Source organism: Legionella sp. W05-934-2 (assembly GCF_964199965.1).
Classification (GTDB): domain Bacteria; phylum Pseudomonadota; class Gammaproteobacteria; order Legionellales; family Legionellaceae; genus JAFIFT01.
In genome coordinates, this window is sequence record NZ_CAXMZT010000008.1 from 1 (window position 1) to 23,380 (window position 23,380).

Below are 23,380 nucleotides of genomic sequence, written 5' to 3' on the forward strand. Positions count from 1 at the left end.
CGTCGCACTTTAAAAGTGCCCACACAGTTTGTCTTTATTTTCTTAAGGAACTCGCCCAATCGGCGTAGGGTGCATTCTACGGATTTTTTACCCTTTGTCAAATGATTTTTTCAACTATTTTTATGAAATCCACTTTAATCATTGATAGACAATAAATGAGGAATTTATCGCCTTCGTTGTTTAATCCCACTGAACATTGACTATTTTTTTTGATAGGTTTTTAATTCAAACGGGTAGGGATTTTGTTCATCATTAGGAATATATTGGCAACTGACAACTTGCCATTGATTGGGATCAATGGCTGGGAAAAACGTGTCTGCATCGAAGGACGCATGGATATGGGTAAGATAGAGCCTATCTGCTTGGGCTATGAGTTGTTGATACAATGTGGCACCTCCAATGATCATCACTTCCTCATCTGTTTCACAACTTGACAATGCCTCGTCAATACTCACATAGACATCCACACCATTTAAGGCTGATTCTGTCCGGGATATAACGATATTTCTTCTTCCAGGCAAAGGTTTTCCGATTGATTGAAATGTCTTTCTCCCCATGACGATCGGTTTCCCCATTGTCATTTGTTTAAATCGTTTTAAATCATTGGGTAGGTGACATAAAAGTTGATTGCCTTTTCCAATGCCCATGTTCCGATCCACCGCAGCGATTAGACTAAGTTTCATGTCATACCTCCTTTCGACGAGCTTGAACAAGCTTCCAAGCATATTGGGTTGCATAAATTAAGCTATCGGGGCTAGCTTTTCCTGTGCCAGCCAAGGGAAGGGCAGTCCCATGATCCACCGAAGTACGAATGATTGGCAGGCCAAGTGTCACATTGGCTGTGTGATGGAACCCAGCATATTTGATTACAGGAAGGCCTTGATCATGGTACATGGTTAAGTAGACATCTGCGTTGGCATATTCAGGCGTGCAAAATAAAGTATCCGCTGGAATAGGACCTGACAAATGCAGGCCTTTTGCGGATAATTGTTGAATGACTGGCTCAATCACATCAATTTCTTCTCGCCCCAAGTAGCCATTTTCACCCGCATGGGGATTCAAACCGGATAAAACGATCATTGGCTTTTCAATACTAAATAATTCACGCATGGCTTTATCAATAATTTCAATCACATTCGTTAACAGCGATGGCGTAATCGCTTTTGCTACTTTCGCTAAGGGGAGGTGAGTGGTCACTAAAGCAACACGCATTGTCTCACATGCTAACATCATAACGACCTGTTCTGTGGAACATAAATTGGCCAAATATTCCGTGTGTCCTGTAAAATCTATCCCCGCCTCATTGATTATTGCTTTATGAACTGGCGCTGTGACCATTGCGCTCATTTGATCTTGCATACATAATGCAGCCGCTGTTTCAATCAACCGCAATACATAGCCACTGTTGGCTGGCTCTAAGACGCCTGGGGTGACTTTTGCAGAAACGGCTTGATGGTAGACATATAATTTCTTGGGATCCATTTCGTCGATGGATTCACCCTGATAAGGCATCAAATCGACGTTAATATTTAACTGTTGCTTTCGTGCATTTAACAAATCCATATCAGCCAACACCACAACCGGTAGATTGGCTGACATGAGGGACAAGCAGATATCGGGGCCAATCCCGGATGGTTCACCGGAGGTGACTACGATTGGGTTCATGCTAAAGACTTGTCCAAGATTTTCACATACGCTTGGGATTTTAAATTTTGTTGCCAATTCTGAACAGCGTCCATCATTTTGCGCTGATGCAAGAACTGACGCACCTGCTGTTTGCGCCAAGTCTCCGTATCATCGACATTTTTACGTTCCAGTACTTGGATAATGTGCCAGCCAAACCCTGTTTTTACGGGCTTACCTACCTCGTTAAGATTAAGTTTATTCATGGCTTCTTCAAAGGGTGGTACGGTTTCTCCAGGTGATATCCATCCTAAATCGCCCCCTTTACCACCCGACACAGTATCCGCCGAGTAGGCTTTTGCCAATCTTGCAAAATCTTGGCCTGATTTTAATCGTTGATAAAGGCTTATTGCTTTATTTTCAGCCTCAGTTTCTGTGATATCAGGCGTTTTTTTAATCAAAATATGACGAACATGCGTTTTTAATACGTTGTGATGTGGGTCATTCCCTTTTATTGATAAAAGTTTGATAAACTGGAGTCCATTACCCGCTCGAATAGGTCCAAGTATCTGGCCGACTCTCATCTTTGCGACATATTTTGCATAAAGTTCGGGTATTTCAGGCAAATGCCGTGTCCCTAAATCATTTTGTTCTAACAAAAAGTCATCCGCTTTTTGATTAGCAACAATCTTTGAGAAATCAGGATCTTTTAACAAAGCTTGTTGGATATTTTGCGCTAATTTTTCGGCTTTCGCTAATTGTTCACTACTAGGCTCATCATCTAAAGGAATGACCAAATTTTTTAAATGGTAGGCCTGATTGCTCATGTCTGCCGATTTGGAGGTTTTCAAATAGTCATTGACTTGCTCTTCGGAAATAGCCACATCTTTGGCAACAGCCTTTTGTTGCAAACGCATTAACGTTAACTCCGTTTTGATGCTATTGCGATACGCTTTCCAATCGATTCCTTTTTGTTCCATCATTTGGCGAAACTGGGAGAGTGTTGAATTATTTTTTTTAGCGATTTGCGTTATCGCTTGATTGACCTCTGTGCTATCGACTTCAATATTGTTCATTTTCGCCAGTTGCAATTGCAAATTGGTAAGAATCAGTTGCTGTAAAACTTGCTTTTCTAAAATCGACCGCTGTGGAATTTCTTGGCCTTGTATTCGCAATTGCTGCTCAATTTCAGCGACCCTATCCTCTAATTGGCTTTGGGTAATAACGCCATCATTGACAACCGCAACCATCTTATCCAGCGTATTCGCTGACAAGGATGTGACAACCAATAATAAAGACCCTATCAAGCTTATTCGTTTTATAAAATACCACATAACTATTACCCTCAAATGGAATCCAAGTCACGCTAGGTGGTTTAAACTTGGCTATATACCTGTGATTATGCGTAATGGTACGTCAAAGGTTTCATTATATGCAAGCCTAACGATCGCTTAAAAGACAATTTGCAAAAAATAATATCATTCACCATCAGCGCAATTGCGCCGACCTAAATAGATCCTGATACCCTAGCACATACGTCTGGATGGCACCTGTTGGATCGGATGTCGCTAATGAACCCAGCCCCTTAAATAAAATCTGGAAATACACGTTATTATTATATTGGGGACGTAGTTGTTGATTTAAACTATAGAAATTGCGACCCGCTGTCACGCGAAATGCCCAACAACAAGAGTCATATTGCACGCCTGCTAATGACATCATTTCATAGTGTTTACTTAAGTTAAAACTATAAGCACCCAACACGCTCCAGTAATCAGTGAGAGGCCAAGCAAATGAAGTTGATATCTGATTTAAGGCATTATTTTGTGGCAGACCATTAGCAATCTGAGTTGTATCACCGTTAACTAAATAAGTATAACCTATATTAAATAACTGATTGACACCCATCTCATAATGCATATTGATGTGGGTATTGTCGGTAGAGCGCGTTGCTGGATCCCAGGCATAATCACCGGTCATCGACAATCGCGACATTAACCGAACAACGCCGCGCACAACAGCTGGCGAATTGCGGCTGGTTGGATCAAGAAATCCAAGTGCTTGTTGGTTATTGATGCAATCAATATCCCCGGGATAGCATAGTGGCACCGTTCGATTGCGAAAATAGCGTATTTGTCCTGCCGATAATTGGGCAACTTCGGTTCCTGTCCCTTGGTTAATAAAGCGGGTTGACAGGGCATAGGATAATTGATTGGCATCACCTATGCGATCGTTGCCTGAAAAACGGTTAATCCGAAACAATTGATTATAGGTGAAAATCATATTTCCGGAATCAAACACGGGAATGGCTGACTGATCTTGTGCCGGTACATAGAGATAATATAACCTCGGCTCAATGGTTTGCATCCAGCTTTGCCCATAGGCATCGTAGTATCGATCAAAAAACAGTCCACCATCCACGCCTGCTCGACCAATGGTGCTACTAATTTTGTTATCAATGGGCATCGGGCTATTCGCGAGCTGATAATTTCGCTGCACGGCATCAAATGTTGGTCTGATATAGCCCCAAGTCTGATTGAATGGAACGGTCCAGACTGGATTGAAATAGGTTCGACCACCTTCCACGGTTTTGCGAGAACGGTCTGGCCATACAAAATAGTCAAACTGGGCATTCACATCCAACATACTATCAAGCGGTAAATCCCCATAATGGCCTTGTCCAAGAAGCTGGGGTAGTCTTTGATATATTAAATTGATTGGCGTTTGGTTAAAGGGATTTAGGGTCTGGTAGGATTGAATGGCCGTACGCCATAACCAATGCTCTGTGTTATAGGTTAAATCGGCTTGACGCAACAATTGCCTGGCAGTGGCCATGGATAAGTTGGAGTTAAAATCCTCTAGATAATAATCGTCGGAAACCTGATTGACATCTAAATGAAATCTTAGATTGGGAGTAATCAGCGTGTTGTTACGTACCGTGCCATTCCATCGCGTATCACTATCAAACCTTAAACCTTGGTAGGTATTGATATTGTCATTTTTAAATTTTTTAAAGGCGCGGTCATTTGGCAGGATATTCCCTGTAATATAGCTTCTTGAATAGTCATTTAAATAGCGGAACTCGCCACCAATCATCAAACCACGCAACGTGTAAATATGAGGGACAATGGTTGCATCATAATTGGGCGCAATGTTCCAGTAATAAGGGATGGCCAAATCATATCCACCCAAATTGGTGTATCCTTTGATGGGAATTAAAAACCCGGATTGCCGATCATTACTGGTGGGAAAACTTAAATAAGGAAAGTAGGCGACCGTTTTATCCTTAACCCGTAATCGAGCTTGGCGAGCGACACCTTTATGTTTGGTATTATCCAAACTGATTTTGTTTGCTTGAATTTCCCAAGCATTGTCAGTTGGAGCACAAGTCGTATAGGTTGCGTCATGAAGAATCAGGTCCTTATTGCCTTTGCGTATGACTTTTTTGGCACGACCCCATGCGGGCAAAACTGCGGCAATGCGGTTTAAATTAAACCGATATAGGACTTGTTCAACGATTCCTGAACGTGAGGATACAAAAATGGTCGCTCGATTTGCCAGCATCAGTCGGTCTGGCTCTCGATAAGTCACATGATTCAGCAAGATGATTTTATCCACCTGATTAGTGCGCTTATTTCGGTAGATATAAGCCGTATCAGCTGTGACAACTCTGTCTGACTGCTCAACTTGCACATCACCTTGAAGCTTTGATTCACCGGCACTGGCAAACGAAACGTGATTGGCTTGAATCTCAATTTTGCCCGGGGGAAGATTAACAATCGGTAAGGGCGTGTAGCGACCTGGGCAAATGCCATAGGGTTCTGTTTGCCAGTGCAAACAGCGCGCAATTTGTTGCCTTTCGCTAGTGGTTAACGCAGGATTCGATAACCACACGCAAGCCTTGATCGTTTCATTCGCAACCACAGAAACAGGTGCCCCCCCAGCCATACCAGCAAACCCGCTTTTTGCCAGGATGCCAGCTAGTAGGGTAACGATAGCAAATAGCATCAACGTGAATCGACGCCAATAATCCTTATCTGTTTTTATTTTTCTTAATTTTACGATTTTCACCAACGTCAAAATGCCTTATGATCGAACACAATCAGGGTAATCCTACCTGATATACCCAAAACCTCTCAATACCACCGTATTGGCGTTAACTGGGTATAATTAACCGATCAGATGTTCTATACCTGCCAACCCTATCGTTGGCATAGGTCCTTGAGATAAGATGACATAGAACATCGATAACACATAAAATGAGAAGAAGTATACCATGTCTACACGAGAAAGCGCACTACAATCTTGGTTGTCTGAGCGACTGCCTACGCAGCAATTCACCCTGTCGCTGCTCGCCGGCGATGCAAGTTTTCGCCGCTACTATCGCATTAATCATCAAGGAAAATCCTGGGTCGTCATGGATGCCCCACCAGAGCGCGAACCAATCACCGCCTTTTTAGCCATCGATCACTTGTTAAATTCGCATGGACTCCATGTGCCTCGCATTGAGGCAGCAACCAATGAAATGGGGTTTATCTTGATGGAAGATTTAGGCGATGCCTTGTTTTTAGACTTGCTAACAAAAGACTCTGCAAACGAATTATATCAACACGCTCTCGATTTGCTGGTAACCATGCAGTCCATTCCCACTGAGCAATCGAGTTTAAGTCATTATGATAGCAATCGCCTTTTAACCGAACTGCACCTTTTTATTGATTGGTTCTGTCTTAAATACCTAGCATTAGATCTTCACCAACAAGAAATCACTCAATTAACAGAGATTTTCACCAACCTTGCCCAAGAGGTCGCAAATCAAGCATCTTGTTTTGTTCATCGGGATTACCATTCCCGCAATATTATGGCCATTAGTAACCATCCCATTAAACTCAGCATCATCGATTTCCAAGACGCAGTTATTGGTCCTTATACCTATGATGTCGTTTCACTTCTCAAAGATTGTTACATCGATTGGCCTTCTGATCAGCAACAACAATGGTGTCACTATTATTTTAAACAGAGTGCTTTTCACGAAAACATAAGTTTCGACCAATTTATGTTAGACTATCATTTGTGTGGCTTGCAACGCCATTTGCGCGTGCTTGGCACCTTTTCACGACTCTATCTACGTGATGGAAAAGATCGCTATTTAGCCGACATGCCGAGGATTATGAACTATATAACCCATGCGTTATCCGAAACAGGGAAATACCCTGCTTTGCAACAGTTTTTCAGTGAGCGAGTGAAATTACCATGAAAACGGCGATGATCTTAGCAGCAGGCCGAGGTGAGCGCTTACGACCTTTGACCTGGGAAAAGCCCAAATGCCTTACAGACATCCATAGTCTGCCATTATTAGGCATCCATCTGAAACATTTAGCAGACAGCGGTTTTCACAAAATCGTGGTTAACCATGCCTATTTAGGCAGTTTAATTCGTGACTATGTGAAAAATTTTCATAGCCAAGGGATGGAGGTCTTGTTATCGCCTGAACCGGTTGGAGGATTAGAAACCGGTGGTGGCATACGAAATGCACTTCCCTTGTTGGGAGATGAACCGTTTGTGGCTGTCAATGCCGATATTGTCACCGATTTTGATTATGCTTGTTTGCCAAGCATTTCCCCTGAAAAAGCCCATATTGTTCTGGTGGAAAAAAACCAGATGCCGGGAAAAGGGGACTTTGATCTTTCGCCCTCGGGTTTAGCTTCGAATAATCCCAAACGTTATACCTATGCTGGAATTGCTTGTTATCACCCAGCCATGTTTTATCAGCACCCGATAGGACGCTATTCAGTCACTCCTATTTTACGACAATTGGCTGACAATCACTGTTTGACAGCACAACTGCATAAGGGGAAATGGATGGATATTGGTTGCCTACAAGGACTGAAAGCTGCGCAAACGATGATGTTAAAATCTAACGATCGTTGTTAGCCACCACTGGTCGAAGCTGGCCCAGATGGGGTTTCGTCGGGATGAACATCCACACCTTCTTCATCCGCCATCCCTTCCGTTTTAATACCTTTTTTAAGCGAATCTTCAACCATTTGTTTCCTATCTGCTTCACTAACGGGAGGACCGGATGGGAAAGCACGTCTAACGACATTGGTTTGTAGTCCTTTCGATTTCATAAACGCGCCAAACCCGTCTTTCACATCTTGCACTCGTTTAAAAATCTCCTCCCTATTCATCAACATCTCTTCGCCTTTGTCATTTTGTTTAATTTTCCCTTTGTCATCCACTTCATAAAGCTGGCCGTTTTTATAAAATATGCCTTTTTCAGCAAGCCGCGCTTTAAACACGTTATCCAGCTCCTCGACCAGCGTTTTATTGTCCAACGGTTTGCCATTTAGTTTATAGCCACGAACAAATTGGGATTTCTCATTCACAGCAAAGTCTAACTCCAACTCGCCTTTTAATTCGCCATTCTCATCAAGCAATCCCGCCTGTTTGAACAATGCTTTAATATTGTCTAAGGATTTATCGGCTAAAAATTCTTGTAGACTTTTGAAATCTGTTAGCGGTTCACTTCCGCCATTCCATTCTCGACCAGAAGTTTGCCGTCTTGAAACTTCTGACACACTCGATGCAAAATCAACGAACTTTTTGATAACTGGCAAGGCAGCCTCAAGATTTCCCAAACGCTTAGCCACACGGACTTGGGCAAAATAAGCGGCCTCCGGCGTTGAAATGGTGTCTAACATTTTCAACAGCGCGTCTTTATCTGGCATTAATTGGACGTTATCCATGCCAACCGTGGTTGTTTTATATTTTCCTTTCATAATCTTTCAATATCGCATTGTTTTATACAGTTATAGCGAAGCTATCATAAATTTTCAATCCAATGAATGAACCACATGAAAAATGTTGTCTCGCTATCCCGGTTTAGGTGTTATTGATGTCGGTGTTGGTAAACTGCTTTCAACGCTTTGTTCTTCCTTTTTACCTGTTTCCGCTGCATTATTTAATGTTTGTCCAGCATTTTCAATAGTATCGCCGGCGGTATCACCCAACCCTCTCACCGCTTCCGATGTAAACCCGGTTACTTGACCGGCTGTTTGTTCAACATCCCTTCCCATGCCAGAAAAATCTTTAGCTAGATTCCCATAGAGCTCTTTCCCGGATTTGACACCTTGATCAAAGGCATCAAGATTTGCATCAGGGCCCATTTCTTGGGCTTCTTCTAGGGCTTGAGTTCCTGATTGATCTAGCCCATCATCCATGGCAGTTAAAGGGGCGACTGTGGCTCGTCCAGCTTGTTCAATACCATCGGCAGCCATATCTGCTGTTTGTCTGGAAGCATTACTCGCCATATCAGCGCCCTCTGACACAACGTCTTCTTCATCATCGGTCACCTGGCCTTGAACAGCATCAAGTGGCTGAGCAGCTTCTGTGGGAAGCGCATAAACTTCTTCCAAGAGACCATCCATCGAACTTGGATCGATTTCGGGCATAGAATCACTCTTTGGGGCATTGGGATTGGGGTCGTCACTGGGGCCTAAGCCGGATATCATACCTTCAAACTCGTCGAGAAAAGCCTGATCGTCTTCGTCAGCACCAACTTGGGCTCCTTCAGTATCTTTTAACTCATCATTTTCATCTGACTCAATATCATCAAACTCTGGCATCGTTTTTCTCCCCGCGCAAGCTGATTTTATCAGCAATATACTCAAAATGACTTCTTACTGAACATTATAGCAGATATCACAGGACTGATTTGAGGTGAACGCCAGCCTTTCGTAAATATATTGAAAAGGCTGGCATAGGAGACAAGATGAGATTAATCGAGTGGGTTATGGAGTTTATCCACCACGGAATCAAATCGTTTTTTCTTCATATCGTCAAACTTGAATTCATCGACTTGGATGGCATCCCAACGCGCATGCTCGACTTCTACTAACGCATCCATCTCCGTTTGGCTAAGTTTTCCATTTTTTACCAACTCCTGTAATTTATCTTTCAGTGCAGCAAATTTGAGTCCTTTCAGCCCCACTTTTTGATAAAGCGGTTGATGCTCAACCAGCAATTTTAAGGCATATTCCATGCGATCAACGGGTTGCTTGCTATCCCCACTCAGATACACAAACTGCTGGATGAAACTGCGAAAGTCATTGTAGTTTGCCATTTTTTGAGCTAATTGGCTGTCGATTTTATCTTTGGGATAACGCAATGTCTGACCAAAGGGGAATGTCCATAGGCGCATCACCATACCTAAAAAGCGATTAGGGAAATTCTGGCAAAATTCAATCATGGCTTTTTGTGCTTGGTATAAACAATATTGCACCGCCCATTGCGCATGGAGCTGAAAGTCTGGATTTTGACCTTCTGCTTCATATAATCGTAAAGCGGCCATCCCCATATACAAATGAGACATCGCGTCTGCCAAGCGCGCGGATAACCGTTCTTTACGCTTTAAGCTACCGCCAAGAACGATTAACGACAAATCAGCCAACCATGCAAAGGCATGACTTAGTCTGGCAATTTGTTGGTAATAACGCTTCATTGACCCACCCGGTGTGCCAATCAACCGCCCACTTGACCAAGTCGATAAGAAGGCTTTGGCCGTGTTGCTCAGGGTATATTGAATATGCTGCCAAATTAAATTTTGGAAAGCCGACTTGTCCTCATGGGACACCGCATAAAATTCATCGCGAACATACGGGTGACAAGCCATAGACCCTTGACCAAAGATCAAGAGATTGCGTGTCATAATGTTCGCCCCTTCAACGGTAATTGAAATGGGAATGGATTGGTAATGATCCACTAAATAATTACGTGGCCCCACTACCACGGCACGGCCTGCATGCACGTCCATGGCTGAATTGACTACTTTACGATATAACTCCGTATTGAAGTATTTGGTGATAGCAGAAGCAACCGATGGTTTTTTGTGCTCCTGAACGGCCGCCACCGTTAATAATCGGGTTGCATTGACCAAATAGGTCCATCCAGCAATTTCTGCCAGTTTTTCTTCAATCCCTTCAAATTGAGCAATTTCAATATTGAATTGACGTCTGATGCGGGAAAAAGCGCCCGTGGTCATATAAGACACTGAGGAAGAAGCCGTTGCCAGCGCAGGTAAGGAAATAGAACGGCCTATGGATAGACATTCCACCAGCATTTGCCAACCATTCCCAGCTTGCTCTTGACCACCAATGATTGAATCAATCGGCACAAAGATATTCTCCCCACGAATGGTGCCATTCATGAAGGGTTGATTTCCTGGCAAATGCCGATTGCCTATCTCTAAATTTTTGGTATCGCGCGCGATTAATAAGCAGGTAATGCCTTCTTGGCCTTTGCCTTTTAACAACCCTTTGGGGTCACGCAAGTTAACGGCAAGTCCAATCAACGTTGCCACGGGTGCGAGTGTTATCCAGCGCTTGTTTAAGGTTAAATCAAGCCCCATTAGCTTTTTACCATCGACCGTCTTTTCAACCACTACTGCTTCCGATTTAATCGAGGTGGCATCGCTGCCAGCGCCCGGTTCAGTTAAGGCAAAACAAGGAATTTCCTCGCCTTTGGCTAAGCGGGGTAAATAATACGATTTTTGTTTTTCTGTGCCATAAAAACTCAATAATTCGCCAGGCCCCAATGAATTAGGAACCATCACAGTGACTGCAGCTGTTGCGCTGCGGGTTGCAATTTTCATGACCACATCGGAGTGGGCGCGCGCTGAAAACCCTTTGCCGCCATATTTTTTATCAATGACTAACCCTAAGAATCCTTTTTCTTTGATGTATTGCCAAACGGATTCCGGCATATCTTTTTCTTGAGAAATAGCCCATTCATCAATCATGCCACAGAGCACTTGGGTTTCGTTATCGATAAACGCTTTTTCCTCTTTGCTTAAATCCGTGTTCACAGAAGCCAAACGATCCCAGTCTGGTTCGCCGATAAAAATATCTTTTTCAAGCCAAGTATCACCGGCATTTAAGGCCGTTTCTTCAGTCTTTGATAATTTAGGTATGGATTTTTTTGCCCGTTTGTAGGCAATATCGGCAATATACTCTCGCACCGGGTCAACCCGAATAACAACCGCTATGGCAATAATCGCCAGCCAAACCACTAAACCTGGCAGCCAAGATATGCCAACGACAAACGTTGCCAGAATCAAATAGATACCTGAACCAACTTCCCAAACGATCGCCTGCAAGTTGCGGCTCAGCACCAGCATCGAAAAGACAAGGTAGATTACAAACAATAACAAAGCCATGATGATTCCCTATTTTTATTATTAAATGTTAGGAACATTCCCTAGACCAGCTGACGTTGAAAAATATGTCAAGCCATTGTCGAAAAAATACCCAAAAAATGGTTCGATTCAATATTAATTCATTGGGTATCTTCCCATCATACTGCAAATCACAGAATTTGGCATCGTCACGTGGATTTATTTTAATTATGTGAGATACTGGAGAGGATGTTGGGTCAAGGCCCAACCCTGAGGGATAGAGGAAAAGGAAACACTACCATCATGTCTCGGTTTATTTGGCAATTTGATCTATCAGGTGAACAGTGGTCGCCTAGCGGTGACTGGCAAAAAGATAGCCATAAATGGGAAATTCGTTATTTCTGGCCCATTGAGCAAGTTATCCAACTCAATTTCCATGAAAGCCAATTAAATTGGGGAAATGGCGCTTGTAAAATCCATCATGATATTTATTGGCTGGATAGAAACAATCCCTTGAATATTAAACAACGCAAAGACCTTTTTGTCTTTAAAGAAATGATTATCCAAACCAACGACCGAATCGCATTTGAAAAAAAAGAAACATTAACAGGCGATGAATTACCCAAAAGGAACTACGAAACCATTGCCGTTGATAAAATGGCGCTACAACTCATCATCCATCAAAAACCAAAATGTCTGCTTGAGTTATCCAAAATACGTGTTCAAGAGCAAACGTTTTCTAGCCTATGTATTGAGAGTCGTTGTGGTGAATTGGTCGATGATTTAAATAGCCATTTAAATTTGCCCCTAAAAGCGAAAAGCTATGTCACGTTTTTAGGCGAACTATTAGGGATAGTGAATCATGAAAAGTGACCATAGCCAAGATATACCCTACATTAACAGAGAGTTTTCTCTATTAAAATTCAACGAGCGCATTCTTGAGTTGGCCTGCGACGCGGAAGTCCCTCTTTTAGAAAGAATGCGGTTTTTATGCATCTGCAGTTCCAATTTGGACGAATTTTTCGAAGTACGAATTGCGGAGCTTAAGCGTTTGATGAAGCAAAATCCTGATAAGGTTGATATTGACGGATTAAAACCCGGCGAGATTTTCGATGAGCTCTCTATCCGTCTGCATGACCTGATTAAGCAAGTTTATGCAACCTATAATGATAAAATATTGCCTGCTCTTACCAGCGAAGGGATCACCATTATTGAGCCGAAAGATTGGAATAAAGCCATTCATAAGTGGTCTAAAGACTATTTTTATCAGCATATATTGCCGCTGGTCAGCCCCATCGCGCTCGATTTAGCCCACCCATTTCCTCGTTTGATTAATAAAAGTCTCAACTTTTTTATCACCCTGAAAGGGACCGATGCGTTTAACCGCCAAATTGATTATGCCTTGGTGCATGCCCCGAGATCCTTACCTCGTGTCATCCCCGTGCCTCACCATCTGTCTGCCGATGGAAAAACAGAATTTGTGTATCTTGCCTCCTTGTTTGAATATTATGCCTATGCGCTTTTCCCCGGCATGAAGATTACAGGCTGTTATCAAGTGCGCTTAACGCGAAATAGCGATGTTTATTTGCATGAAGAAGAGATTGAAGATCTGGCCCTTGCCTTGCAAAGAGAGCTTTACTCTCGTCATTACGGGGATGTGGTGCGGTTAGAATTAGACAAAAACTGCCCCGAAGAGATTTTGCATTTCTTACAACGAAAATATCAACTCACGAAAAAAGATACCTATTTTTGCGATGGTCCTGTCAATTTACAGCGTTTTTCACAAGCCTTGCAGCATATCCATCGCGAGGATCTCAAATACCCCAAATTCACCCCCAAATACCCCCCTTTTCATAGCCTTCACAAAAATATGTTCGATATTTTAAACGACGAAGACATCTTGATACACTTGCCTTATCAAAGTTTTGATCTGGTGGTTGACTTCATTCAAAAAGCCTCCAAAGATCCCGAGGTTCTTGCTATCAAACAAACCCTGTATCGCGTGGATTCTAATTCCGCCATTGTGGATGCCTTAGTGCATGCCGCAAGAACCGGAAAAGAAGTCACCGCGATCATTGAGCTAAGAGCGCGATTTAATGAAGAATCAAACCTCAAACTTGCATCAAGGCTACATGAAGCGGGTGTGTTGGTGTTATATGGTGTGTTAGGTCATAAAAGTCATGCCAAAATGGCCTTGGTGGTGAGAAGACATGAAGGCGAAGTAAAACGCTATGTCCATTTAGGGACGGGCAATTATCACGAAAAAATTGCGCACGAATACACGGACTTAGGCTTACTAACGTCCGATCAAGACATCACCACCGATGTGCAATTTATCTTCCAACAATTAACCGGCCTTGGCAAAACCATCAAGTTGAAAAAATTATTTAATTCACCGTTTACCTTACAAGAACAATTGCTCTTTCAAATTAAGAGATGCATTAATGCTGCCAAAAAGGGCCAAAAATGCGAAATTATTATCAAAGTGAATGGCATTAATGACAAGCCCACCATTGATGCGTTATATCAGGCATCGAAAGCCAAGGTAAAAATTACCTTAATTGTTCGTTCAATTTGCTGTTTAAAACCGGGAATACCTGGCGTGTCGGATAATATTCGTGTCATCTCCTATGCGGGGCGCTTTCTTGAACATCATCGGGTGTTTTATTTTCGCATCCATGACATGACTTATTATTTCTTATCCAGCGCCGATTTGATGGAACGCAATTTGTATCATCGCATTGAAATATTATTCCCCATTTTTGATCCACAAATTCAACAACGAATCGATGAAGAGATATTAGTCAACTATTGCATGGATGAAAAAAATACCTGGGAAATGCTGCCAGATGGCAATTATCGTCGTTTAAGCAAAGGCAAGGACAACGCCCAAGAGCGATTGATTGCAAAATTTAGTCAGTGACAGGGTAGGCGACCTCGGCCAATTTCGCCTGGCTGGTTAACCATATTTTATGGCGGACACCTGCTTTTTCTGTCACCAATTTAGGCACTAAATAACCGGGCAAATGCGCTTGTAACGCTTGATGTAAAGCCAACGCCTCTTCCCGTTTGATATCAAAATGAGCAGCCCCAGCGACTTTGTCTAAAGTATGCAGATAATAGGGTAAGATTCCGTAGCTAAAGAGCTGTTGGCAAAGCGCAATTAACGTATCCACCTTATCATTGATTTGATGCAAAAGAACCGCTTGATTGAATAGATGCACGCCCTTTTGCCGTAGCAATTGAAATACTGGCTTTAATGAGGGAATAAGCTCATTGGGGTGATTACAGTGAACCACCAAAACCACCTGGCAGCGACTTTGATGGAATCGGTCTAACAATTGGGTTGTCATACGCTCGGGTAATACAATCGGTATTCGAGAATGTATCCGAATCGTGCTCACATGGGGAATTGCCTCAAGTTGGCCAAATAACGCGGATAAATTATCATCCGAAATCAATAAGGGGTCGCCACCACTTAAAATAACCTCCTGGATACTGGGATCGTGGGCAATATAGTCTAACAGCTTTTTTAACTTTTCTTTACTAAGGATGTTTTGATGGTAAGGAAAATGTCTGCGAAAGCAATATCGGCAATTAATAGCGCATGCCCCTGCAAGGGTTATCAAAACCCGGCCGTGATACTTATGAATTAAGCCTGGGAGGGGATTTTGTTCCTTTTCTGCCAGCGGGTCAGCCTCATAACCAATGACGCTGTCATTTTCATTGGCAACGGCTAATACTTGTTTTAACAAGGGGTCATTGGCATCACCAAAAACCATTCTATCTGCGAATCCTTTCGGGACACGTGTGGGAAATTGATAAGCCGCCTCATCGTCCGCCAACTCAGTTGGTAAACCCAAATAAGTTAACAAAGCCTTGGCATTCCCAAACCCTTGCGCTAGAATTTGCTGCCAACGTACTGTCATCGCTCGCTTTCGTCTCATTAACTTGATAAGATGGCGAATTTAACCAAAAAGTAACCAAAACACAATAAGGCCTTCATTAAAACCTGTCCTTACCCTGAAAAAAATCGAAATATATTACGAAACTCGGAGAGATCATGGCAACTTATAGCACCAATGAATTCAAAAACGGTCTAAAAATTATGATTGACGGTGCTCCCTGTAGCATTGTCGAATGCGAATTTGTCAAACCCGGCAAGGGGCAAGCCTTTACCCGTGTTAAAATTCGCAATTTAAAAACCAACCGTGTGGTCGAGCGTACCTACAAATCAGGTGAAACGGTTGAAGGGGCTGATGTAGTCGATGTCGAAATGCAATATTTATATAACGACGGTGAGTTATGGCATTTTATGGTATCTGATACGTTTGAGCAGCACGGAGTCACCAACGAGTGCGTGGGGGATGCAAGCCAATGGCTTAAAGAACAAGATATCTGTGTGGTCACCCTATGGAATGGCAGCCCAATCCAAGTTGCGCCACCTAATTTCGTCATCTTAGAAATTACCGAAACCGATCCCGGTCTAAAAGGGGATACCTCTGGCGGCGGTGGAAAACCTGCAACTTTAGAAACAGGGGCTGTGGTTCGAGTGCCTTTGTTTGTGCAAATCGGGGAGCTTATCAAAGTCGACACCCGCAGTGGGGAATACGTTTCTAGAGCGAAAGAATAGCCCCCTTTTGAGGGGGCTTGTGCCAGATATACTCACATTCCATGAAATGCGAGTTTTCATGGAATGTGGGTAAAGTTATTTAGAATCCAAAGCTATACCCATACCAAGAGCGGGTCGAATAGCCAATACCAGGTCCATAACTAAAGCCATACGTGGTTGAATAGGGCGTGTATCCATAAATGCCCGAGTAATAACTATAATTCACTGCTGGTACGGTTGTTGTCACCGTAGTTAGTGTGCAAGCACTTGCGGAAAGTGCGACGATGGCAATGACAATTCCCTGTTTTAGTTTCATTCTCTTGCCCCCCTTTAAATGGAAGATGGCAGATAATGACTCCCTGCATACTGAGCCCTAACTTCTCTTCATCATTCGGGCCTGTGACAAGCTTCAGCACCAACTGCCTAAGCAGTATACACACCACCTACCAACGCGACCCCTATCTAGTATCAACTTGATTTTGGTTCAGCCAGAAGAGTCATTACCTTTATGGTAAATATTAGTTCAATTTGTACGCATTGTCACTTAAAAGAGTCTATTTTTTACTCTCAATGGCTATATCATGTCGAATTAACTGGCAAGCCCCCACCCTATCTTATTGTTTTATAGTATTTAAATGAAAAAATTCCTTTAATAGTTCGCACTTGTTCAGCAAATCTTAAGGTGATGTGGTCTATAATTAATTATAAGTAATACAAAATTGGGGTATAACATGGCAGACCCAAAAGATTTACCTAGGACAGATGCAACAGACAACAATCCATTAATGGGTTCAGGTGCAAATACACCAACTCCACCCACACCTGAAAATAACGCGTCCCCAACAGATGCTGTGGATGACGTAACAAAAGGTGCCAGTAAGGCGACTGATACTGCTACAGATATGGCGGATAAAGGGGTGGATGCAGCGTCTAAGGTTGGTGAAGATGTCAGTAACAGTTTATTAAGTGGCGAATGGGATGAAAATGAACTTCCTTGGATGAAGTTGCTAAAATCGATACAAAACATGGCAGCCAGCTTGGCCGGCTCTGCAGACCAATTTACAGCAGATGGCGTGAAAGGCGCTGTGAACACAGTATCCGACGCTGCCAAACAAGGGTTAAGCTCTCTGGGGGATGGGCTAAAGTCGGCAATGAATATGTTTGATTCATCTTCTGGCCCATCTCCCAAATCATCCTCAAAGGAAGACACATCAAATGATATTGAAATGACCGATATGAGCAGTAGCACTCCCACGAATTTAATGGATTCTTTGGGGATGAAGGATTCAATTCAAGGTGCGAATCTAGGTGGAGTAGAAGGAACTAGCGAAGTAGCAAGCACCGTAATAGAAGTCGCACCAGAAGCTGCTGCTCTTGTTACTTGATTCGAAGTAGCCTAATACACCCAGCTAATGTTATGCAATCTATTTCCATGGCCTTTCCATTTACGTTCAAGAAAAACCCATTTCCGATAGACTGCTTATCGATTCGGCATCAACGTCATATTGATGCTATAGTTTATTAAAAGAATTTTAAAGATTCCGTTCATGGGCGATAAATTAAAACAACTTTTTGACTTAACAGGTAAAACAGCCATTATTACTGGGGGGTCTTCGGATATAGGCCGCCAATTAACCACCACCTTAGCTGGTGTTGGCGCCCATGTTATTAGTTTGGATATAGTCAATACTGAAACACCCGCGCTCGAAACTGAGATAAACTTTTTAGCAGGATCGTTTGAGTTCCATCAAATTGATCTAACTTCAGTGGCACGTATGACGGCATTAATCCAACAAATTACCGCCAATAAACCCATTGACATTTTAATCAATAGCGCACGATTTCGTGAAAAGACTTTATTGACCGAGTTTAACCCAGACCTTTGGGATAAGCATTTTGAAGTCAACACGAAAGTCACTTGGATGATGACTCAGCTGGTGGTTGCCAATATGATTGAAAAAAAAATAAAAGGTAGCATCATTAATATTGCCAGTATGAATGGTGATTGTGTTCCTGTAGAGGGTTTTTCAGCCTACTGTGCATCCAAAGCGGCGATAATCCAACTATCTAAGCAATTAGTGGCGGAACTATCACCTCATGGAATACGCATCAATAGCATCTCCCCGGGTTTAATTTATACCTCTGCTACAAAAGAAAGTATCGATGCATCACGGGAAACTTTGACCAAAATCATTCCACTTCATTTTATCGCTGATCCATCTGATTTAGATGCAATTATCTTATTTTTAGCCAGTAATAATGCCTCTCGCTATGTCACAGGCGCAAACTATGTGATTGATGGCGGTTTGAGTACCCGCCTCTTATGATAAATTAACCGGCCCTCTAATTAAGCAAAATAGACTCTAAGCCATACATCAAGCCATCTAAATTCATCACTGACTGACAAGCCAATATCACCCCTGGCATAAAGCATTGTCGGTCGATGCTGTTGTGGGTGATGGTTAACGTTTCACCTACCCCACCAAATTCGACGGTTTGCCTGGCAATGATGCCTGGTAAACGAAGGGAGTGGATGGGGATTTGGTGGCTTAACCCTCCTCGTGCCCCTGGGACTAATTCTTTTAAATCGAGTTGATTGGGATTGACCTTGCGGGCAATTGCAATCATTTCGGCTGTTTTAATGGCTGTACCTGAAGGCGCATCGAGTTTTTGTTGGTGATGGGCTTCGATGATTTCAACTTCACTAAAGTGTGCGGCAGCTAATTTGGCAAAATGCATCATTAACACCGCGCCTAAGGAAAAATTTGGCACGATTAAAGCCCCTAGATTTAACGCTTGGCATTGCTTTTTTAGTTGATTGATTTGCTCATCGGTTAATCCGGAGGTGCCAATGACGGGTCTTGCGCCCTGTTGAATAATGATTTGTGCATTATCCCATGCGCAATCAGCCCTGGTTAAATCCAACACCACATCGGCCTGGTGAGCGTTGATTAACTGGCCTAAATTATCCTGGCGACCAGCTTGCGCAACTAAGTCAAATTGGGAATCATTAGCCAGCGTTTCACACGCTAAGGCCCCCATTTTGCCATTAGCGCCATTGACAATAATACGAATTTTTGAAGACACGGTGAGTCCTTATTTAACGATATGATTTGAGGGGAAAATTACTCCGATTCACTTTCGGATTGAGATTGTGAGTTTTGCTCTTGGCTGGATTTGGATTTTCTTTTCGCATCAAATTCATAATATTCTCGCACAGACCCAATTGCCATATGCGCTGCAAATGGCCAACCAATAACCGTAACCTGCATTACTAAAGCCACAACTGCCCCAGCCGGATTATCGCTTAATAGCATGGCAACCCATGGGAAAAATACGGCAATCAGGTATAAAAAGAATTTTTTCATAGTCCTCGCTCCTTTTTTAGCTAGGAGTAATACCTAATCTAAAACAGATTGTAATTATTATAATTCTAGTATAAACGATAGCCTTTAAACTTCAAAGGCTGAGTGAAGCAGGGGGCTCGGAATAAAAGCAATTGATAATACGTAAACGTTTGCGTTACCGTCTGCGTTACTGAGATATCTTGAATCCAGCAATAAAACTTGATTAACTCATTAAAATCATTTAGTTACGATCAAAAAATACTATCGCTAATGTCTTCTAACTTTAAATAGCCAGGTTTCCAATTGACATAATTAAATTCGGTAACGCAGACGCTAACGTTTACGTTTACGTTTACGTATTTGTTCAACTAATTGGTTAGTGATGCCCCAATAGAAGGTTGCATCCCCCTACAAAATATTGTAAATTAGCGACTTCGAATTGATTTGAACTGGCAACCAACAACGCAATACGCCGAATGACCCTCTTGCTATTAGTGTAAATAACTATCACGTTGTTGTTGCTTTTAATTAAATGGTAAATAAGTTAGGTAACCTTGCATGAGAAGACAACCGCTCCATCCCCGCACCGCTGTGCTTAATCAAAAACAACAAAATTTATCCAAGGTGGCCCGGTACGCTGCTTTGAATTGGTTGAAAGCACAATTTCCTGAAGCTTTTGATAATAGTCTACGTATACGACCTTTAAAAGTTGGCATTATGGATGATGTGCTTGCTCACGCGGATGCGGCTCAAAAAGCAGGGATTTCAAAAAGCAAATTACGTGAAGCCGTGGTTGTTTTTACCCGCCGCATTGATTATCTAACCTGTTTAAAAGCAAAAGAAATGCGTGTTGATTTACAAGGTGAGTCTGTGGCCCCTGTCACTGAAGAAGAAGCTGAAAAAGCCTCTCTCAAAATTCGTAAACGTGTTGAAAAAGCAGCACGCAATGCGCGCAAACAATTGGCTGCGAAAGTTGCTGCAAGCCATAGTCCTCGCTCTAGTTATACATCCCAGCCTCTATCCATCGATCACAATCGCAGTGCATTTGAATATGGTTCTAATGCCTCGAGCACTTCGCATAAACGTTCCTATACATCCGGGCATGACCAGCGCAATCAATACGATGATCGTGATGTCGACTATTTCCCTGAAAGAGAACAACGAAAAGCACCGCAACAAGCCGCTTCGGTCGTGGTCAAACACAAACAGGTACGTCAATTTGATCCCAATGCGGTTGCACGCCTCAAAGAAAAATTGGGCATTAGCCGTAATAAAGAACAAGCCACGGAAGAAGTCGATCATTAAACTATCTGGGTCCTAACTTGGAAACTTCCTATTTTCTTGCCGGATAAATTTCTAAATTTTGACTATAGTTAAGAATGATAGGCTAACTAGGAAGTTAGAATGATAATAAAGAGACCCATCTACGACCAACAATTAAAAAATGTCGCCACCGAAGTGATCATTAAGGAAACGATTGATGATCAAATGAAACTGGAAAAAGAATTAGTTAATCTCATTCATGCCTCTGATACCAATCAACCGTTATTTGTTCCTTATATCCTAAAGCCAATTTTTGAATTGGGTGATCATTCGTTTGAAAATCCGGTTATTTTTAAAGTGAGGGCTAAAGATGTTGGGGAATCACTACCCCTAGAGGAAATTAAGGAATCCCCACACTCCATCGCTTTGTTGGTTGAAACACCTCAACAATTGGCCTGGTTAAATTTTGCTGAATATATTGCGCTGAGTGAGTTTTTGATGAGTCAAGCGGATGTGACTCGCGTGGTTGAATACAGTAAATCAAATCATCGAAAAGTCATTGGCTATGGATTATTACAACCACAAAATTTTGACCGATGCAAATCGATGTCCATGGATTTTTTCTGTGGTGATTTTATCATGAAACCCAATGAACAAAATTGCGATAATACTGCTTCTAATAAGCTCACCGTCATTGAGTTAATTAATAGGCTACAGCAAGACGATGTTGATTTAAACATGGTGATTAAACTAATTCGAGCAGATCCCCTTCTGAGTTTTCAAGTACTTCGGGTTGCCAATTCAGTGGCATTCTCAGGCGTTCAGTCCGTTGATTCCATCGATCAAGCAGTGGTCAGACTGGGGTTAAAAAACCTAAAGCATTGGGTCATGGTATTGTCGATGAATAATATCTCCTCCAAGCCAATTGAGGTCGTTGAATCCGGATTGATTAGGGCGACCATGGCAAAAAAAATTGCTGAAAAGCAGGGTAAAATAGAACAAAAAAGCGCGTATACCGCAGGCTTATTGTCGGTTCTTGACAGCCTACTTGATATGCCCATGCCTAAAATCATGGAAAAAACGGCCTTAGATGAGGATGTTCGAGCGGCCATTCTTGACAGAAGTGGCGAATTAGGTGAATTATTAACAAGTGTGGTTGCCTATGAAGAAGGGCTTTGGGATTCGTTAGCGAGCGATCAAATATATGGGGTTGATTTAAGCGAAATATACATTGAGTCATTAGAGTCCGTCACCCAGGAAAAACAAACACTTCAAGGCTCGATGAAAAATAATGAATGATCACGGGTTTATATGCGAACACTATTAGCCACGTTCTATGATGGGCTCATTATACTCAGTTTTATGATTCTCTTAAGCTTTCCAATCATCGTTTTCAACCATGGCCAAGCTGTGCCTCCCGGCGATAAACGCTATGTTGCTTTTCTCTTAACCGTTGCCTTTTGCTATTTGTGGGGCATGACAAAACTTTCCGGTCAAACCCTTGGCATGAAAGCCTGGCGAATGCACTATCAATTTTGCAATGCAAAACGCTTGTGGATTCGTTTATTAATTCGCTATTTTCTGTTTCTGCCTGTTAGCTTATTTTGCCTATTCAATGCTCAAAAACGTGAAAATCAATTGAAGAAATATTGTGGGATTATTAAGTACTTACAGAATTAAGCGTGAACTACCGTGTTTCCAAGACAAACTGAGCCTGGATTATCTTGGGTTTGTTTTCCCCTGGCTGCCTGAGTGACTTGCACGAAATATATCTCTCGGTGAGCCAGCGGGATAGCCATAACCACGCTCGCTCAAGCGGGATAATGTCTCAAGATAGACCTCACCCCATCGACCGGGATCAAAGTTGACGACGACGACATTTTCTTCCAGGTTAATGACCGATGAAAAAGCATATCGTTGTGCAAGCAAATGGCCTTCAAAGGCGATTTCGACTTCGGTTTGGGGATCAACGCCTCCGGTTCGTAATCGCTCAATCAATAAATAAATCATTTTCTCAATCGTATAATTCAAGCGACACATGGAACGCCCTTGGCTAAACCCCGTCACGCCTTTCGATGTGACGAGGATATTCCCCCAATCACAGATATCATACACAAATTCATATTCATTATCGGAAATCTTTTCTGGCTTATGGATTACTGGCGCATGGTATGACTCAATGCTAGGCGAAATAACATGCATACCAAAATCAGCCCACTCTTGCCAAAGAAAATACACGGCCGCCGTTAGCTCATCGCCAGACAAGGCATTCAAAGACACATCAAGCAATTGATCGATCGATGGATCAACGATTTCTTCAGTCGAAGGGGGCGTTTCATTGTCGGCCATACAGTTATCTCATTT

General features: G+C 42.5%; 22 protein-coding genes. 10 read left to right on the top strand and 12 right to left on the bottom strand.

Going from position 1 to position 23,380, the window contains the following annotated elements; translation table 11 throughout:
- Nucleotides 1-200: 200 nt before the first annotated feature.
- The 4 genes from AB3348_RS09945 to AB3348_RS09960 all read right to left on the bottom strand — a co-directional run bounded on the left by AB3348_RS09945 (nt 201) and on the right by AB3348_RS09960 (nt 5,694).
- A complete protein-coding gene (locus AB3348_RS09945) occupies nt 201-683 on the bottom strand; it encodes a dihydrofolate reductase (RefSeq protein ID WP_367607461.1) in 483 nt (160 codons plus the stop codon).
- A 1-nt stretch (nt 684) separates the two neighbouring features.
- Entirely contained in the window at nt 685-1,665 is a 981-nt protein-coding gene (gene pdxA, locus AB3348_RS09950) for a 4-hydroxythreonine-4-phosphate dehydrogenase PdxA (RefSeq protein WP_367607462.1), read from the bottom strand.
- A complete protein-coding gene (locus AB3348_RS09955) occupies nt 1,662-2,957 on the bottom strand; it encodes a peptidylprolyl isomerase (RefSeq protein ID WP_367607463.1) in 1,296 nt (431 codons plus the stop codon). Before AB3348_RS09955 ends, pdxA begins: the two co-directional genes overlap by 4 nt.
- Nucleotides 2,958-3,111: 154 nt before the next feature.
- Nucleotides 3,112-5,694: an LPS-assembly protein LptD gene (locus AB3348_RS09960; protein ID WP_367607464.1), complete on the bottom strand. Its 2,583-nt coding sequence runs from the start codon at nt 5,692-5,694 to the stop codon at nt 3,112-3,114.
- 205 nt (nt 5,695-5,899) lie between these two features.
- Here AB3348_RS09960 and AB3348_RS09965 point away from each other — a divergent pair, with 205 nt between their 5' ends.
- Both AB3348_RS09965 and AB3348_RS09970 read left to right on the top strand, forming a co-directional pair.
- Complete coding sequence (locus AB3348_RS09965; RefSeq protein ID WP_367607465.1) at nt 5,900-6,877, top strand: aminoglycoside phosphotransferase family protein; 978 nt, start codon at nt 5,900-5,902, stop codon at nt 6,875-6,877.
- Complete coding sequence (locus AB3348_RS09970) at nt 6,874-7,554, top strand: nucleotidyltransferase family protein (RefSeq protein WP_367607466.1); 681 nt, start codon at nt 6,874-6,876, stop codon at nt 7,552-7,554. Before AB3348_RS09965 ends, AB3348_RS09970 begins: the two co-directional genes overlap by 4 nt.
- Here AB3348_RS09970 and AB3348_RS09975 read toward each other — a convergent pair.
- The 3 genes from AB3348_RS09975 to AB3348_RS09985 form a co-directional block, all read right to left on the bottom strand.
- Nucleotides 7,551-8,402 (bottom strand): hypothetical protein, encoded by an 852-nt coding sequence (locus AB3348_RS09975; RefSeq protein WP_367607467.1) that lies wholly within the window; start codon nt 8,400-8,402, stop codon nt 7,551-7,553. The two genes, AB3348_RS09970 and AB3348_RS09975, sit on opposite strands and share 4 nt — an antisense overlap.
- A 93-nt stretch (nt 8,403-8,495) precedes the next feature.
- Nucleotides 8,496-9,248: a hypothetical protein gene (locus AB3348_RS09980; RefSeq protein WP_367607468.1), complete on the bottom strand. Its 753-nt coding sequence runs from the start codon at nt 9,246-9,248 to the stop codon at nt 8,496-8,498.
- A 152-nt stretch (nt 9,249-9,400) separates the two neighbouring features.
- Entirely contained in the window at nt 9,401-11,836 is a 2,436-nt protein-coding gene (locus AB3348_RS09985) for an acyl-CoA dehydrogenase (RefSeq protein WP_367607469.1), read from the bottom strand.
- 261 nt (nt 11,837-12,097) lie between these two features.
- Between AB3348_RS09985 and AB3348_RS09990 the strand changes: the two genes are divergently transcribed.
- Together AB3348_RS09990 and ppk1 are read left to right on the top strand one after the other, a co-directional pair.
- A complete protein-coding gene (locus tag AB3348_RS09990; RefSeq protein ID WP_367607470.1) occupies nt 12,098-12,667 on the top strand; it encodes a hypothetical protein in 570 nt (189 codons plus the stop codon).
- Nucleotides 12,657-14,717 carry a polyphosphate kinase 1 gene (gene ppk1, locus AB3348_RS09995; protein WP_367607471.1) on the top strand — a complete coding sequence of 687 codons (2,061 nt, stop codon included), beginning with the start codon at nt 12,657-12,659 and terminating at the stop codon, nt 14,715-14,717. The genes AB3348_RS09990 and ppk1 overlap by 11 nt, the downstream gene beginning before the upstream one ends.
- On the opposite strand, the gene epmB is transcribed toward ppk1, so the two are convergent.
- On the bottom strand, nt 14,707-15,741 hold the full coding sequence (gene epmB / locus AB3348_RS10000) for an EF-P beta-lysylation protein EpmB (protein ID WP_367607472.1): 1,035 nt from the start codon (nt 15,739-15,741) through the stop codon (nt 14,707-14,709). The genes ppk1 and epmB overlap by 11 nt on opposite strands.
- Before the next feature lie 116 nt (nt 15,742-15,857).
- Between epmB and efp the strand changes: the two genes are divergently transcribed.
- On the top strand, nt 15,858-16,427 hold the full coding sequence (efp, locus tag AB3348_RS10005; protein ID WP_367607473.1) for an elongation factor P: 570 nt from the start codon (nt 15,858-15,860) through the stop codon (nt 16,425-16,427).
- Nucleotides 16,428-16,506: 79 nt separating this feature from the next.
- Here efp and AB3348_RS10010 read toward each other — a convergent pair whose 3' ends face one another.
- The gene (locus AB3348_RS10010) at nt 16,507-16,722 is read right to left on the bottom strand and encodes a hypothetical protein (RefSeq protein ID WP_367607474.1); all 216 of its coding nucleotides are present in this window, start codon (nt 16,720-16,722) and stop codon (nt 16,507-16,509) included.
- A 415-nt stretch (nt 16,723-17,137) separates the two neighbouring features.
- On the opposite strand from AB3348_RS10010, the gene AB3348_RS10015 reads away from it, so the two are divergent.
- Nucleotides 17,138-17,791 (top strand): hypothetical protein, encoded by a 654-nt coding sequence (locus AB3348_RS10015; RefSeq protein ID WP_367607475.1) that lies wholly within the window; start codon nt 17,138-17,140, stop codon nt 17,789-17,791.
- A 162-nt stretch (nt 17,792-17,953) separates the two neighbouring features.
- The gene (locus AB3348_RS10020; RefSeq protein WP_367607476.1) at nt 17,954-18,733 is read left to right on the top strand and encodes an SDR family NAD(P)-dependent oxidoreductase; all 780 of its coding nucleotides are present in this window, start codon (nt 17,954-17,956) and stop codon (nt 18,731-18,733) included.
- A 16-nt stretch (nt 18,734-18,749) separates the two neighbouring features.
- Here the strand turns inward: AB3348_RS10020 and dapB are convergent, their stop codons facing one another.
- Both dapB and AB3348_RS10030 read right to left on the bottom strand, forming a co-directional pair.
- Entirely contained in the window at nt 18,750-19,493 is a 744-nt protein-coding gene (gene dapB, locus AB3348_RS10025) for a 4-hydroxy-tetrahydrodipicolinate reductase (protein WP_367607477.1), read from the bottom strand.
- Between the two features lie 38 nt (nt 19,494-19,531).
- Nucleotides 19,532-19,774 (bottom strand): hypothetical protein, encoded by a 243-nt coding sequence (locus AB3348_RS10030; RefSeq protein WP_367607478.1) that lies wholly within the window; start codon nt 19,772-19,774, stop codon nt 19,532-19,534.
- A 537-nt stretch (nt 19,775-20,311) separates the two neighbouring features.
- On the opposite strand from AB3348_RS10030, the gene AB3348_RS10035 reads away from it, so the two are divergent.
- The 3 genes from AB3348_RS10035 (at nt 20,312) to AB3348_RS10045 (ending at nt 22,696) form a co-directional block, all read left to right on the top strand.
- On the top strand, nt 20,312-21,058 hold the full coding sequence (locus tag AB3348_RS10035; protein ID WP_367607479.1) for a ProQ/FinO family protein: 747 nt from the start codon (nt 20,312-20,314) through the stop codon (nt 21,056-21,058).
- 99 nt (nt 21,059-21,157) lie between these two features.
- A complete protein-coding gene (locus AB3348_RS10040) occupies nt 21,158-22,315 on the top strand; it encodes an EAL and HDOD domain-containing protein (RefSeq protein WP_367607480.1) in 1,158 nt (385 codons plus the stop codon).
- Between the two features lie 12 nt (nt 22,316-22,327).
- Complete coding sequence (locus AB3348_RS10045; protein ID WP_367607481.1) at nt 22,328-22,696, top strand: hypothetical protein; 369 nt, start codon at nt 22,328-22,330, stop codon at nt 22,694-22,696.
- A gap of 39 nt (nt 22,697-22,735) precedes the next feature.
- Here AB3348_RS10045 and AB3348_RS10050 read toward each other — a convergent pair whose 3' ends face one another.
- The gene (locus AB3348_RS10050; RefSeq protein WP_367607482.1) at nt 22,736-23,365 is read right to left on the bottom strand and encodes a virulence factor; all 630 of its coding nucleotides are present in this window, start codon (nt 23,363-23,365) and stop codon (nt 22,736-22,738) included.
- Between the last annotated feature and the right edge of the window lie 15 nt (nt 23,366-23,380).

Coding starts and splice junctions, on each gene's coding strand:
- AB3348_RS09945 (WP_367607461.1), bottom strand. CDS start 683: ATGAAACTTAGTCTAATCGCTGCGGTGGATCGGAACATGGGCATTGGA.
- pdxA (WP_367607462.1), bottom strand. CDS start 1,665: ATGAACCCAATCGTAGTCACCTCCGGTGAACCATCCGGGATTGGCCCC.
- AB3348_RS09955 (WP_367607463.1), bottom strand. CDS start 2,957: ATGTGGTATTTTATAAAACGAATAAGCTTGATAGGGTCTTTATTATTG.
- AB3348_RS09965 (WP_367607465.1), top strand. CDS start 5,900: ATGTCTACACGAGAAAGCGCACTACAATCTTGGTTGTCTGAGCGACTG.
- AB3348_RS09970 (WP_367607466.1), top strand. CDS start 6,874: ATGAAAACGGCGATGATCTTAGCAGCAGGCCGAGGTGAGCGCTTACGA.
- AB3348_RS09975 (WP_367607467.1), bottom strand. CDS start 8,402: ATGAAAGGAAAATATAAAACAACCACGGTTGGCATGGATAACGTCCAA.
- AB3348_RS09980 (WP_367607468.1), bottom strand. CDS start 9,248: ATGCCAGAGTTTGATGATATTGAGTCAGATGAAAATGATGAGTTAAAA.
- AB3348_RS09985 (WP_367607469.1), bottom strand. CDS start 11,836: ATGGCTTTGTTATTGTTTGTAATCTACCTTGTCTTTTCGATGCTGGTG.
- AB3348_RS09990 (WP_367607470.1), top strand. CDS start 12,098: ATGTCTCGGTTTATTTGGCAATTTGATCTATCAGGTGAACAGTGGTCG.
- ppk1 (WP_367607471.1), top strand. CDS start 12,657: ATGAAAAGTGACCATAGCCAAGATATACCCTACATTAACAGAGAGTTT.
- epmB (WP_367607472.1), bottom strand. CDS start 15,741: ATGAGACGAAAGCGAGCGATGACAGTACGTTGGCAGCAAATTCTAGCG.
- efp (WP_367607473.1), top strand. CDS start 15,858: ATGGCAACTTATAGCACCAATGAATTCAAAAACGGTCTAAAAATTATG.
- AB3348_RS10010 (WP_367607474.1), bottom strand. CDS start 16,722: ATGAAACTAAAACAGGGAATTGTCATTGCCATCGTCGCACTTTCCGCA.
- AB3348_RS10015 (WP_367607475.1), top strand. CDS start 17,138: ATGGCAGACCCAAAAGATTTACCTAGGACAGATGCAACAGACAACAAT.
- AB3348_RS10020 (WP_367607476.1), top strand. CDS start 17,954: ATGGGCGATAAATTAAAACAACTTTTTGACTTAACAGGTAAAACAGCC.
- AB3348_RS10030 (WP_367607478.1), bottom strand. CDS start 19,774: ATGAAAAAATTCTTTTTATACCTGATTGCCGTATTTTTCCCATGGGTT.
- AB3348_RS10035 (WP_367607479.1), top strand. CDS start 20,312: ATGAGAAGACAACCGCTCCATCCCCGCACCGCTGTGCTTAATCAAAAA.
- AB3348_RS10040 (WP_367607480.1), top strand. CDS start 21,158: ATGATAATAAAGAGACCCATCTACGACCAACAATTAAAAAATGTCGCC.
- AB3348_RS10045 (WP_367607481.1), top strand. CDS start 22,328: ATGCGAACACTATTAGCCACGTTCTATGATGGGCTCATTATACTCAGT.
- AB3348_RS10050 (WP_367607482.1), bottom strand. CDS start 23,365: ATGGCCGACAATGAAACGCCCCCTTCGACTGAAGAAATCGTTGATCCA.